This is a genomic window from Extibacter sp. GGCC_0201 (assembly GCF_017566055.1).
In the GTDB taxonomy this organism is placed as follows: Bacteria; Bacillota; Clostridia; order Lachnospirales; family Lachnospiraceae; genus Extibacter.
This window is the reverse complement of sequence record NZ_JABFCH010000004.1, coordinates 115,096-128,769: the sequence shown is the minus strand read 5'-3', so window position 1 is coordinate 128,769 and position 13,674 is coordinate 115,096. Positions and strand designations below refer to the sequence as shown.

Sequence of the window (13,674 nt, the reverse complement as noted above, 5' to 3'; positions counted from 1 at the left end):
GTTTCAAAGGTTTTCTTATTGCTTATAATAAGAGTCTGTCCCGGCCAGGCGCATGCTCGTCACCCGGTCTATCTCCATCGTCTGCTGCCATATGCTCTTTGTCTTTTCCACGATATCCGCAGCTTCCCTCCACATGGCGGAGTCCGGAAGTTCCATCTCCTTCAGCCTGCCGTCAAGCAGGCAGGAGAGCATCTGTACGTCCTCTCCCTGAATGCTCGTGAGGTATAGCTGGATATGCCGGTCGCACTCTACCGCAGCCTCCAGCTCTTTCCCCCGCATATCAAGCACCATCTGGGCCGTCACCTTGTCATCTCTGGACAGGCCGTCCGCAAGCTCCCTCGTCAGACGGCATATTTCGTCCATATGTCTGTATTTAACTCTCAGCTCCTTTATGACCTCCTTAAGGAGGCCTTCCAAATATTCCCCGCTCATACTGCCTTCTCAGCCTCCGCAAATGTATCCCTCAAGTCCTTGACAAGCGGCTTAAGTTCCCGGATTATCTCCTTCTTCCTTCCGGCTTTCAGCCTGCTGAGCTCATACAAGAAGAAGTCATAAAGGCTGGAGAGCTCTCTGCTCAGCGTATACTCATAGTTCAGCGTATCTTTCAGATACTGCACAATCTCCACTGAACGGCCCGCCGACTGTTCAAACAGTACATAATTTTTCGTATCCAGAGCCAGCTCTGCCCTTTTCAGTCTTTTCAGCAGTTCATCATAGAGCAGAAGCAGCAGTTCCCCTTTTGTCATGGTCATGACTGACTGCTCTTTATACTGGCGGTACCCATTTTCATTCATATGCCTAACTCACTTTCTTTCCTACTGTGCAAACATGTTGCTGAGGTAGCTGCTCTGGGAGTTCATCTGAGAGATGAGCGTTTCCAGCGATGTGAACTGGGAGATGAACCTGTCCTGCTCTGTTTTCAGCTTGTCGTTAAGCCGGTCGATGTAATCATCGATGTCGTCAATCTGCTTCTGCAGCCCATTTTTCAACACTGTGGTCGGCGCATAGACAGAGCCGGCACGCTCTACGAGAACGCCCTTCGTAGCGCCGGTCATCGACGCATAGCGGTCCATCACGGTCTTCATGTTCGTCATGAGTCCTCCCTTGGTGACGGTCCCGTCATCTTTCTTCTCTGCTTCCTTTGAAAATGCTTCCCGGACCGCATCCGGATTCTCGCCCAGAGCTGCCTTGAACGCCTCTTCATCAAATACAATCTTACCATTATCTGCATAGTTGGTAGACACGGTGATGCCCATCTTCTCAAACTGCGACCTCATATCTGACGGAATGATGAACCTGAGCCCGTCAGCAAATGCACTTACATCCGTATCATTGAACAGCAGGCCCTTCTTGGCCTCTGTCTCCCACTTTTCTATCTCGCTTTCACTCAGCTCGTCCCTCTGTTCATCCGTAAGCGGGGCATAGTTGCGGTTCGGCTTCTGACTTACCTCATCGTGTATGAGCTTGACAACCTCATTGTAAGCCTCCACCATCTCCTTCACTACTTTGGCCGTATTCTCCACGTCTACCTGTGCATCAAACGTAATTGCCTCCGTGCTGCTTATATGGTTGCCGGAGGCATCGTATCCGAACGTCCCTTTGATGGTCAGGTTCAGCCCGTCGATAGTCATACTGTTGCTTCCGCGCGTAATCTCCATCTCTTCTCCGGAACCGGCGTACTTCACCCGGATAACCGCATCCTTACCGTCCTCTGTCGTGTAATCCGTCCCTTTTATCCCGAACATGATGTCCGCCAGCTCTCCGGACAGATCTATCTCGCCGCTAGCCCCCTGCTCCGTGGACTGCACCACGAACCGATCCGCGTTGGACTGGTAGGTAATCTTGATACCGAGCTCTTTCGTCTCATTTATCTTGTTGATGATGTCGCTGACGGAACTGTTCCAGTCCAGCCCGTAATCCTTCAGGTCAATCTCTTCTCCCCCGGCATTTTTGATTGTCATGGGTCTGCTCGGATCCACGCCACTGCCTCTGATGAGCCCGGAATCCGCCAGGCTTGCGGAAAGGTTCAGCCGATTGGATTCCCCTCCCTGGATGCCAAATACGCTGTGGCGTCCAAGCACACCTCTGTCTGCCGCAGTCATAGACAGTACGGAGCTTTTATCCTCTCCTCCTCCCGGAAGCGTTGTCTTGAAGGTAAGGTGGGACTTTGTATTGTCTGTAGCGTCAACCGCAAGATCGACCTGGATCCTGCCTCTGCCAAATGCTTCATTCAGTTTGGACTGCAAGTCGTCCCTGACATCCTGCATCGTGCTTGTTGTTTCATACTTATCCAGCGTAATCCACTTGACGGCGCCGTTATATGAAAAGCTTATCTGCTTTTCACTCAGCTGTTCCGCCAGTGTCATCGGTTTCGTGACCTGTGCGTCTTCCACGGCCTCGAGCCCGTCGGCCGTAATAACGGTTCTGGAATCCGGCAGCAATTCAAACCTTTCATCCGCGCCTAAGAAGCCCAGGTCCTGCAGCAGATCTCCGGTGGACCCGGAAAGCTTAAGCGTATTTCCTGACGTATCTTTGCTCACGAAGCTCATCCTGCCTGCATCCTCTTTTACTTCCATCACATCTCCAAGCGTCTTGCCATTGCCGATCGTGATACCGGACAATACTTTGTTGATGGATTCTGCCGTCTTCTCCGGCGTACTGTAATCATACTCCGCACCCTGGTTCAGTGTTACGGTATACATTTTTGTCCCATATTTTATAAACAGCGATTCTCCTGATATCACATCCGCATCCGTTACTACAGACAGGTCATTGCTTATTCCCCCCGTCTGCATCATCTGGTTCGACACGGCGTTTGACGAAGTCATCTTGGCATCCTGCGCGAGGCTCTTCACGCCAAGTATAGAGATAGTATCTGCCGATACGCTGCTCCCCGATACGGATACATAATTACTGTTCGCCCCGAGCGCTGTAACCTGGTTCCTGGAGAACAGCTTGCTTCCGAGCAGGTTGGAAGAAGACGAATAAGACATGTATGTATTACTGAATTCATATACCTTCCCTGTAATATTGCGAATCGCTTCCTGCGTCCATTTATATGTCTGCTTTTTCTGCTTCTGCGCGGCAATCTTGCTTCTCGTCGCATACGTCATATTTTCAATCAATGTGTCCCGGTCCAGTCCGCTGGCCAGTCCTCCGTAACCGCGCAAGCTGGATGTACTGTTCAGGCTCGCACTTCCTAATCCGCTGATAGATGCCATATCATCACTCCTCTATATTACGATAAGTCTCTCTGTTACCTGTATAATATCATTTATCGGCACACGGTCCCGAATAGTTAAGTATAAACCGCTAATTCTTCGTATGATGCGGCACATCGCCCACCTGGATACATGCCTTTGTAATCTCCACCGTTATATGGCCCGCATATTTCTTAGAGTAAAAGTTCATAAGCGGAGATATGGCTGCCTTGCTTACCACTACATATTTGGGCGGGAGCTGGGTAAGCGCAAGTGCAGACGTGTCCGCGATGCAGCGCGGGCAGGTGCAGATGCCGAACTGCTCCATATATTCTAATACACGTTCCTGGACAAGCGTTTCCATCACATTCACATAGGCGAAGTCCAGATCCTCTTCCGGTTCAGGCACTGATCCGTTATCCTTGCCGTCCACTTCCGGTCTTGCCTCTTCAGCAGCTTCCCCTTTTATATCTTCCGTTTTGGACGGCACTTCTTGTTCCGCCTCTTCGTCCGCTTTTTCTTCTTTTTCTTCCTTTTCCTGTACTTTCTCCAGCTCTTCTTCCAGAGACAGCCGGATAGCGTCCGCCAGCTGCTCTTTGTCTGAAGACGGCTGTACGACAGAGACAGAAGCCGCCTTATCCGGTTCCACCGGGGGCTGAGGCTTTACTGTCTTGCTCTCTTCCGTGCTATCCTTGTCACTCCCGCTGGACAATAGATTCAATACATGATCCGTCTTGTTCGTCTTCCTAGCCATTGTGTCTGCGCCCTCCTATGCCTGGTTCTTGATTTTGTGCAGTAATTCGTCTATGAACTCCCGGTAATCCTTTGACGGGTTAGACCGGGGAGAATAATCTAAAATGCTTATTCCATGGGCCGGCGCCTCTGCCACAGACACGCCGGTACGTATCTTGGCATCGAAGATTTCCGTTCCTATCTGGAATGCGACTGTCTTGGCCATATCCTGTACATCTCTCGCCAGATTCGTCCTTTGGCTGTATCTAGTCAGAAGGATGCCAAGTACATGGAGGCCTGGATTGACAGAGTTCTGTACCGCTTCTATCGTCTCCTTCAGCTGCACGAGGCCGACCAGGCTCAATATTTCCGCCGCCATAGGTATGATAAGATAATCGGCGGCGGCATATCCGCTCACTGTAAGTATATTTAGAGAAGGCGGCGTATCAATGATGAAGTAGTCATAGTCATCCTCCACTTCCTTCAGCACCTGTTTGAGAATCAGCTGCCTGTTTTCCCCTTTCAGAATCATCTCTGCTTCGCTCAGCAGGATATTAGACGTCAGCACATCGCCATACTCGTCCGAAGTACGGATGGCTTCCCTGACGGATATGTCTTTTTTCAGGACTTCGTACATGGTATGTCCGTCCTCGATATTCATTCCGAGGCTGAATCCGAGATTTCCCTGTGGATCCAAGTCCACCGACAGAACTTTCTTTCCTTTTTTAGAAAGCCCTGCGGCTATTGCGCCGGAAGTCGTCGTCTTCCCCACGCCACCCTTCTGATTAGTTAACACGATTGATACTGCCACTGTCATATACCTCCAAGTCTGCTTTCTTTCCTTTAGTAAAGAACATCTTCCAGATGCTCCCTGTCGTCAGAATCATCAAAATTCATGAATCTGCGCTCTTCTCCCGGCCTGTCATATTCTGTCGTCAGTCCCTGCCATATCTCATTGACCTCGTCCACGCAGTCGATATATGTCTGGGCCAGTAGATAGGTCGGTACGCCCAGGCTCTCCGACAGTTTTTTGCTGAGTTTCCAGTCTGCCTGTTCATACGCAAGAAGCAGCCTGTATATCATACCGGCAGTCCCCTCCTGTGACACAAGCGCTTTTTTCACTTCCGGATTGACTGGTATCTCTTCCAGTATCTCCTCCTCTGTAGCATTCACCATATATTCCAGCGTCGAGAACATACCTATCAGATATGCATCGGTCTTGCTGATTGGGCATTCCTTGATATATCCGACAAGTTCTGATGCGAAGGTCGCGCGCAGGAAGGATATCTTGAGCAGTTCTTCGGAACTGCTGTCTTTCCCTTTGTAATCAAAGCTCAGCATATAGACCCATTGCCTCAGCTGCGTGATGCCAAGGGTGACGAGTGCCTGTCGGATGGAAGCGGTCCTGCGTCTCAGGGCAAAATATGCAGAGTTCACAAGCTTCAGTATCGCGTATGTCAGACCCGCGTCCCTGCTGACAATCCGCTCAATCTCTTCCATATCCGGTTCGTCTTCGGATACGGCAACCATGAGCTGGAAGAAGTTTCCCTGCATGTACTTTACTTTATCCACCTTGCTTGCCAGCGTCTTGGCTACGTAGTTTCCTTCCAGATAATCTACCTTGAGCTTGACCGCATAATCATATACCTCTTTTGTATTCACGCCGGTGGCAATGCACTTCTTACCGGTCCCCTGCGCCATACTAACGATATTTTCAATTGATTTCTTCCCTCTCGCAGATTCTGTCGATTCTGCCTGAGAGAGATTGATTCTAATATATTGGGCATATTCCAGCATCTCCATATATTTCTGTGAGAACTGAAAGTCATTGATAGCAAACCGGTAACCCAGTTCACAGTATTTTTTTATAAAAGGCCTTGCCAGAGGATGAATGATGAGGTTATCTTCAATCTGGATAACCACCTTATCCGGCTCGAACATCTTCGGTGTATTCCGGAATAACAGTGACGGTGTAAATGTGATAAACATTATTTTGTCAGATACAAATTTATTGCTGTTATTCATGAGAAAATTAGATATCATATCAGCCGCGGATGTCTCGGGCTCATCGTAAAAACTGTCATTGCTCCCCTGGAACAGCAGTTCATAACCTATGATATTACCGGTCATCGTCTCCTTAATCGCCTGTCTCACAACACATCTGTCCATTATTCTCTTCCTCTCTGAAGCAAGTGGTCCATGACGGCAACCAGATGTCCAATCTCAGGTTTGGACAGCTGCTCGTCTGCGCCGAGTTCTCTGCCCTTAATCTCCATCTCCGGGTTGATGAGTGATGAAAAGATAATGAGCGGTATCTTTTTAAGCCTGTCATCTTCTTTTACGAGCTTCGTCAGCCTGTGCCCATCCATCTGCGGCATCTCTATATCCGTGATGATGAGACTCACCTTATCGTCCAGCACTTCCTCATTTCTCACCTGTGACAGGTAGTTCCACGCCTCCTGCCCATTATTGAACTTATAGATCTGCGAGTATCCGGACTTTGTCAGCGCTGTCTCTATCATACGGGAAAGCAGCACGGAATCTTCCGCAAGGACAATCGAGTATTCGCTTCTGTTCCGTCCTGCGAAGCTTTCCACTTCATCAAGCTGGATGCCGGTCTCCGGCGCGATATCAGCTACAATCTTCTCAAAGTCAAGGATAGTGATAAGCTCCTTGCCACATTGGGCAATCCCTGTCGCAAGCCCTTCTTCCCCGCCATTTAATGTTTTATCCGGCTTCTTTATATCTGCCCAGGAAATTCTCTGTATTCCCACCACCGTATGTACCCGGAAAGCAATATGCATCTGGTTGAAGTTGGTGACCATAAATAAATCTTTCGGCTGCGGTTCTGTTTTTTGTCCGGTTAGATAATATGGAAGGTCTACGACCGTAAGCATAATATCCCTTGGCTTGAATATCCCCTCTACCGCATCATGGGAATGGGGCACCGGTTTTATTTTGTCAGTCATCATGATTTCCCTGACTTTTGCCACGTTGATTCCATAGAGTTCGTCGTAGATCGTGAACTCCATGATTTCTATTTCATTTGTGCCTGATTCCAACAAGATTTCCGTATTCGCCATACTTTTTTCCTCGCTTTCCTGTCCTGTCTGTTATAATAAACCGCGCAACGCGCCCTTTATGTATTATATCGGCATAACCCTTTCATCTCATAACTGAGAATCACATTACAATCTCCTGCCGGCCGAATGTACGTATGTACACTTTACCTGTCGCTGCGTCCACCAGCATGGTTCTCGCGTAGTTCTCTCCTACTTCCTGTCTTGTCAGGCGTATCTGTTCCTTTCTCAGAATATTACGGACGCTTTCGATATTCCTCTGCCCGATATTGGCCAGGCTGCTGTTGCCCTGTACTTCAAACATTTTGGCTCCCCCCGCTATCTTGCAGATGTAACGGCTTTTCACGCCGCCGAATACCGACATCCGCCGAAGCGTCTCCCGGATACCAGTATCCGCAAACTTATATACCTGTGGTTCAGAAGGGTTCTTAGACTCCGGAAGCATAATGTGCAGCAGAGCTGCCAGTTTGATTCCCGGGTCGTAGAAGCTGATTCCGATACAGGAACCAAGTGCATATGTGATAAGCGTCCCTTCCTGGCGGGTTATCTTCATGTCGGCAATACCGACTTTAATCTCTTTATTCACCTGCATTCACCAGCTTCTTCAATAATTTATTCAACGACTCGATATCCGGCAGCATAAGCAGGCTGCTTTCAAGCTTGTGCTGTCCGAGGATAAAGTTGCCCGTTATCATCATAATCTTATCGGTCTCATAGCCGAATTCGATCATCGGTACACTTAAGATGCCTCCGAGCATGTTGATGGACACCGCGGGTACCGACAGATTAATCTCCATGCCGGCCAGCCCTGCCAGGGCGCTTACATAGGACGAAATGATAATATTGCCCACCTCGGTAACCGCCGACACCGCCATCTCATCCATCTGAGAATAGTCTTCTATCTTACAGCCAAGTATCGTCTCCGTGACCGCATTGATAAAATCAAGTTTTAGAAGGAAAAGCATAATTCCCTTCAAATCGCCCGACATCTGAACGAGCACTGCAGCCACCACCTCCTCCGGTTCACCGAGATAGTTTGCCGCTTCATTGAAACCAAGTATCTTTACATCCGGGAGCGTAATCCTGACATCTGTATTCAGAAGTCCTGAGACCGCCGTGGCCGCGTTACCGGTGCCTATGCTGCCCACCTCTCTCATCACGTCCATCCCCATATCTCCCATATCGTCGTAGTGTTTAATCTCCATAATTTCCGCCTTCCTGCTTTTATCCTCTGAGACTGTTAATTGTCTGTTCTATCTCATCCGATGACTGTACCATCTTCAGCATATAGGAATATGCTCTTGACGCTTCCACGGTATTGGCCATCTCCTGTGCCATATCTACATTGGACATCTCCAGATATCCTTCCAGCAGTTTCGCCTCCGTATTCAGCACCGGTGCACCATTTTTTGGAATGGGTACAAATTCATTCTCCCCAAGGCTCTGCATGCCGTCTGTATTTGCAAAACTGTACACACCCGGACGTCCCTGCAGCACCCCTGCAGCCACCCGAATCGGGTTCTGCCCCCCGTCCAGCACGAGCTTGCCTGAATCTGACACCAGATAGAAGCCGTCCGCCCTTCTGGAAAGTGAAAAATGTCCGTTCCTCGTGTAGCTTATTTCATTGGTTACAGGATTCCGGAGCATAAAAAAGCCGTCACCGGATATGGCATAGTCATATCCACCGGCTCCCTCCCCGAATCCGGACTGGCCGAAATCGGTGTTCGTATGGTCCAGCACGGTTCCTGTACCAGAAGTGAGCTGTGTAGTCTCACCGGCTGCCGCTCTCATGTTATAGTACATCAAGTCCTGGAATACAGAGCTTTTGGCTTTGTAACCATATGTATTGATATTGGCAAAGTTATTGGAGATTACATTTAACTTTTCCTGCTGCGTCCTCGCACCGCGGGACGCAGTATAAAACGAAGCATTCATACCTTACCCTCCTTCTTATACCGGACCAAGCTGAGTGACAGCCTTTCCAATGAGCTGGTCATACATTTTCAATACCTGTGCGCTGCTTTGCAGTGACCTCTCGCTTGCCATCATACGCGCCATCTCGTCCACCGGCTCTACATTAGAGCTCTCAAGCGCCTTCTGAACCACACTACCATTCACTGCCGTACCCTGTCCATTGGCGGTGAACACATCACCGGTCCCTTTTGTCAGATTAGCATCATAATTCTGAAAGTCTACGATGGACAGGCGCCCCAGAAAGGTATTGCCATTCTCCGTGTACAAATTGCCAAGGCTGTCCGAGACGATCTTATCCGTACCGAGGTATATGGGACCGTTCTGTCCCAGTACCCTTCCGACTCCCTGCAGACAGAGATAGCCTCCGTCATCGAGAGAAAATGAACCATTCCTCGTATATACGGTTCCGTTTCCCGATTGGATGCAGAAGAATCCTGACGAATTGAGCGCGAAGTCCAGCGGGCTATCCGTGGACGCATATCCTCCCGAAGCAAAATCCGTATAGTTCCTGTCGGCGGTTACGATGCGGTTCATAGTCCCGAGCTGAGTGGGATTGCTCTTGTCCTTGTTTCCACTGCGGTATATCATCTCTTCTTTAAATGTCTTTGCTATAAACTGGTCGCTTTTAAATCCGGGTGTCGATACATTGGACATATTATTGCTTATGACGTTCAGCCTTCTCGTCTGAGTAAGGACACTTGATGTAAGATTATAAAATCCCTGAAACATGATACCCCTCCTTTTCTACCTTTGTTTTTTCCGTAATATATTCTTTTAGCTTTCTGATGGCGCCCGCATGTATCTGAGAAATCCGCGGTTCACTTACATGCATGATACCTGCAATTTCCTTCATGTTCAGCTCCTCTATATAATACAGCGATATCACCGTCTGCTCATTGTCTTTCAGGTTCCGTATCCCCTCTGCCAGGATACGCCGGAATTCCTTATCCATCAGATGTGCTTCCGGCTGCTCTTCTTTCTTGTCTGATGGTATCTGTATACTTCTGTACTGTTCTTTTGTCTCCTCAAGAACCATATCCAGCGACAGGACAGAGAACAGATTGGCCTTGCCCATGATATCCCTGAACTTTTCTTTGTCCATGTCAAGCAGCTCTGATAATTCATCTGCGGTAGGCTCCCTGCCGTTCTCGGAATAAAACGCTACGGCCGCTTCCTTTATATCTCTGTAGCTCTTTCTGACCGTACGCGGTATCCAGTCCTGCTTTCTTGCGATGTCGATAATCATACCGCGTATCCGCTTCGAGACATAAGTTTCAAACTTGGCATTCTTGTCCGCCTCATACTTGTCAATCGCTTTCATCAGCATGATGACGCCTTCATTGACGATGTCTTCCACCTGGCTGAACCCGGCATAAACATTGCGCATCTGCACGGCGATGCTTTTGACGATATACAGATATCTGAGCGCAATCTCCTGCTTGACCTCCAGCCTCCCGGTCTGGCGGTAGAGCGCAAGCAGTTCTTCATTCGTCTGGTCTGCCAGATTCTTTTTCAGCTTCTTCTCCTGTACCATAAGCATCCCCTACTCTTTTCTTATATTCCCAACTGCCTGTATCTGGATATTATCCGCAATCTCGTTGAAAGCCAACACATAGACCGATGGGTAGAACTGTTCCAGCATCCGGTAAAGGTATGGGCGTATCACCTGGCTCGTCAGGATTACCGTATCCTGAGACAGCTCCTGGAATTTCTTCATCTCTTCTCCTATCTGGGTGAGCATGTTCTGCATTATATCCGGGCTTACCGCGAGGTAGACTCCCTGTTCGCTCTTGGTCATGCTCGTCACAAGCAGCTTTTCCAGTTCCGCATCCAGCGTAACGACACGCATCTGCCCTCCTTCACAGAACTTCCTCGTTATGGTCCTCTTCAGTGCCGCACGTATATTCTCTGTAACTCCTGTTATATCAAGCCCTGCTCCGGAAGCATCCGCAATCGTTTCCAGTATGCTTTCCATATCTTTGATCGGTATGCCCTCTTTCAGCAGATTTACAAGCAGCTTCTGAAGATTGCCGTGAGAGATGATTCCAGGCACTACCTCGTCGACGAGCTCAGCAGAAGTTTTTCTTACATTCTCAAGCAGCAGGCTGACTTCCTGCCTGCTCAGCAGCTCGTACGCATGCTGGCGTATCGTTTCGGACAGGTGCGTCAGCATTACGGAGAGCGGGTCTATTACGGTATATCCGTATATTTCAGCCATTTCTTTATTTTCCGGAAGTATCCATTTGCTCGGAATCCCATATGCCGGTTCAATCGTCTCTATACCGTCTATCTCACCGGCAGGCGACGCTGGCTCCAGGGCAAGATAATGGTCCACAAGTATCTCTCCCCTTGCCACTTCTTCGCCCTTTATCTTGATAATATACTGGTTCGTATTCAGACTGGAACTGTCCCTAAGCCTGACGGACGGGATGACAAAACCCATTTCCTGAGCATACTGCCTGCGGAAAATGACAATCCTGTTTATCATCTTTCCCCCGCTCGATTCATCTACCAGAGGTATGAGACTGTATCCAAATTCCATCTCTATCGGCTCTACGCCAATCAGATTATATATGTTGTTGATATCTTTGTAATATTCTTCCTCTGTCGCCGGAGAAGCAGACTCCGCATCCGCACTCTGACGCTCTGCCGCCTCCTCCAGCACAGCCTGTGCCTGAATCTTCCGCGATATCTGGTATCCTGCCAGAAGAAACAAGATGGCAAGAAATGCCATTTGGATTTTTGGCATGCCCGGTACAAGCATGAGAATGATAAGTACACCACCGGTCATCATCATGGCTTTCGGCTGTGCCAGGAACTGTTTTGATACGTCCTGGTTCAGGCTGCCCTCCGATACGGCACGGGTTACGATCATTCCCGTCGACGTAGATATAAGCAGTGCCGGAATCTGAGATACAAGACCATCGCCGACCGTTGCTATGGAATACACTGACAGCACCTCTGAAAAACCCATGCCCGACTGCAGCATCCCTATGGCGGAACCTCCAATCAGATTGATGAAGGTGATGATAAGCGACATGACCGCGTCACCTTTTACAATCTTCGTCGCACCGTCCATGGCACCGTAGAAATCCGCCTCGCGCTGTATTTTCGTCCTTCTCGCCCTGGCTTCCTGTTCTGTAACCAGGCCGGAGCTTAAGTCGGCGTCAATGGCCATCTGCTTGCCCGGCATGGCGTCCAGCGTGAATCTGGCCGCGACTTCTGCCACACGTTCTGCGCCTTTTGTAATGACGATGAACTGTACAAGTACGATTATCATGAAGATGATAAAACCGACGATGACATTACCCTGCAGCACGAAATCACCAAATGATTTTATGACCTGTCCCGCGCTTCCCTGATGGGAGAGGATGTTTTTTGTTGACGAGACATTGATGCCAAGCCGGAATAATGTCGTTATGAGCAGCAGGGATGGAAAGATGGAAAATTCCAGCGGCTCTTTTATATTCATGCTTATAAGCAATATAATCATTGACAAAGATATATTTATAATAATCATGACATCCAGTAAAAACGGAGGCATGGGAATAATCATAAGTAATACAATAACTATCACAAAGGCAGCTACCGCATTGTTCAAAATTCGTTTCATGTCTTACCTCATTTTTTTGTTCAGCTTATATACGTATACCAGAATCTCTGCCACAGCACCGTAATACTCCGACGGTATCTCCCGGTTTAATTCTGTCTCTGCATAGAGGCTTCTCGCCAGCGGCCTGTCTTCGATGACAGCCACATTGTTTTCTTCCCCTACTTTTACAATCCTCAGTGCCAGCTCGTCCATCCCCTTTGCCACCACAATTGGTGCGTTATTCTTGTCGGTGTCGTAGGACAGCGCTACCGCGAAATGGGTCGGGTTTCTGATGATGACATCAGCGGAAGGCACCGCCTGCATCATCCTGCTTCTGGCCCTCTGCTTCTGAATATCCCTGATTCTTCCTTTTATCTCCGGATTCCCTTCTGTCTGCTTGAACTCTTCCTTTACTTCCTGTTTGGACATCTTTATCTTCCGTTCATAATCCCACCTCTGGAACAGGTAGTCTAAAAACGCAATTACGGCAAAGACCATGGAGACCCTCAGTATCATAGAGATAATCATATCGAACGTATAAGCCGCGGAAGCGCTTATGCTCATGTCCATCGTACGGATTACATTTATCGCGTCCTGCTTCAGGAGCGAATAGATAATTACGATGAGCACGATAACTTTCAACAGATTTTTAACGAGTTCTATCGCATTCTTGAGTGCGAAGATTTTTTTTATCCCCTGCAGCGGACTGATCCGGTTTAATTTGGGATAGAAGTTCTTGGATGTAAACAGGAACCTGGTCTGTATGCCATGCATGATAATCCCTACCGCCATACAGATTAATGCGAATGGCAGCACCGTCTTGGCCGCAGCCGCCAGAAACTCCATCCCATATTCGCCTGCCGACTGCCCTGTAAGGTCCGTCACGTTTCCTGCCAGCCCAATGAATCTCTTCATAAAATTTCCGGCGGTATCGTATATCTCCGGAAAGATAAACTTTAATATATAAAAGGAAACGAATACAAATACGACATTGACCACATCCGAGCTCTGAAATATATTACCTTCTTTCCGCTCATCACGGCGCTTTTTCGGTGTGGCTTTTTCTGTTTTCGAGTCCGCTGCCAATATTCATCAC

The 13,674-nt window shown here is 48.6% G+C and carries 14 protein-coding genes; all 14 read right to left on the bottom strand.

The window, feature by feature from the left end; translation table 11 throughout:
- Positions 1–15: 15 nt before the first annotated feature.
- Complete coding sequence (locus HJV72_RS04175) at positions 16–432, bottom strand: hypothetical protein (RefSeq protein ID WP_208068917.1); 417 nt, start codon at positions 430–432, stop codon at positions 16–18.
- Positions 429–794, bottom strand: coding sequence for a flagellar export chaperone FliS (locus tag HJV72_RS04170; RefSeq protein WP_208068916.1), 366 nt, complete (start codon positions 792–794; stop codon positions 429–431). Before HJV72_RS04170 ends, HJV72_RS04175 begins: the two co-directional genes overlap by 4 nt.
- Before the next feature lie 21 nt (positions 795–815).
- Positions 816–3,221: a flagellar filament capping protein FliD gene (fliD, locus tag HJV72_RS04165; protein ID WP_208068915.1), complete on the bottom strand. Its 2,406-nt coding sequence runs from the start codon at positions 3,219–3,221 to the stop codon at positions 816–818.
- 91 nt (positions 3,222–3,312) lie between these two features.
- Positions 3,313–3,954, bottom strand: coding sequence for a late competence development ComFB family protein (locus tag HJV72_RS04160; protein WP_208068905.1), 642 nt, complete (start codon positions 3,952–3,954; stop codon positions 3,313–3,315).
- Between the two features lie 15 nt (positions 3,955–3,969).
- Positions 3,970–4,743, bottom strand: coding sequence for a ParA family protein (locus HJV72_RS04155; RefSeq protein ID WP_208068903.1), 774 nt, complete (start codon positions 4,741–4,743; stop codon positions 3,970–3,972).
- A gap of 32 nt (positions 4,744–4,775) precedes the next feature.
- Positions 4,776–6,101 (bottom strand): EAL and HDOD domain-containing protein, encoded by a 1,326-nt coding sequence (locus HJV72_RS04150; protein WP_208068901.1) that lies wholly within the window; start codon positions 6,099–6,101, stop codon positions 4,776–4,778.
- The gene (locus tag HJV72_RS04145) at positions 6,101–7,015 is read right to left on the bottom strand and encodes a chemotaxis protein (RefSeq protein ID WP_208068898.1); all 915 of its coding nucleotides are present in this window, start codon (positions 7,013–7,015) and stop codon (positions 6,101–6,103) included. Before HJV72_RS04145 ends, HJV72_RS04150 begins: the two co-directional genes overlap by 1 nt.
- 100 nt (positions 7,016–7,115) lie before the next feature.
- A complete protein-coding gene (locus HJV72_RS04140) occupies positions 7,116–7,604 on the bottom strand; it encodes a chemotaxis protein CheD (protein WP_208068897.1) in 489 nt (162 codons plus the stop codon).
- Positions 7,591–8,217, bottom strand: a complete 627-nt coding sequence (locus tag HJV72_RS04135) for a chemotaxis protein CheC (protein WP_208068895.1) — start codon at positions 8,215–8,217, stop codon at positions 7,591–7,593. The genes HJV72_RS04140 and HJV72_RS04135 overlap by 14 nt, the downstream gene beginning before the upstream one ends.
- A gap of 19 nt (positions 8,218–8,236) precedes the next feature.
- The gene (locus HJV72_RS04130) at positions 8,237–8,947 is read right to left on the bottom strand and encodes a flagellar hook-basal body protein (protein ID WP_208068894.1); all 711 of its coding nucleotides are present in this window, start codon (positions 8,945–8,947) and stop codon (positions 8,237–8,239) included.
- 15 nt (positions 8,948–8,962) lie between these two features.
- Positions 8,963–9,715, bottom strand: coding sequence for a flagellar hook-basal body protein (locus HJV72_RS04125; RefSeq protein WP_208068893.1), 753 nt, complete (start codon positions 9,713–9,715; stop codon positions 8,963–8,965).
- Positions 9,696–10,520: a sigma-70 family RNA polymerase sigma factor gene (locus HJV72_RS04120; protein WP_208068892.1), complete on the bottom strand. Its 825-nt coding sequence runs from the start codon at positions 10,518–10,520 to the stop codon at positions 9,696–9,698. Before HJV72_RS04120 ends, HJV72_RS04125 begins: the two co-directional genes overlap by 20 nt.
- A gap of 9 nt (positions 10,521–10,529) precedes the next feature.
- Entirely contained in the window at positions 10,530–12,599 is a 2,070-nt protein-coding gene (gene flhA, locus HJV72_RS04115) for a flagellar biosynthesis protein FlhA (RefSeq protein ID WP_208068891.1), read from the bottom strand.
- Between the two features lie 3 nt (positions 12,600–12,602).
- Positions 12,603–13,664 (bottom strand): flagellar biosynthesis protein FlhB, encoded by a 1,062-nt coding sequence (gene flhB / locus HJV72_RS04110; RefSeq protein ID WP_208068890.1) that lies wholly within the window; start codon positions 13,662–13,664, stop codon positions 12,603–12,605.
- Between the last annotated feature and the right edge of the window lie 10 nt (positions 13,665–13,674).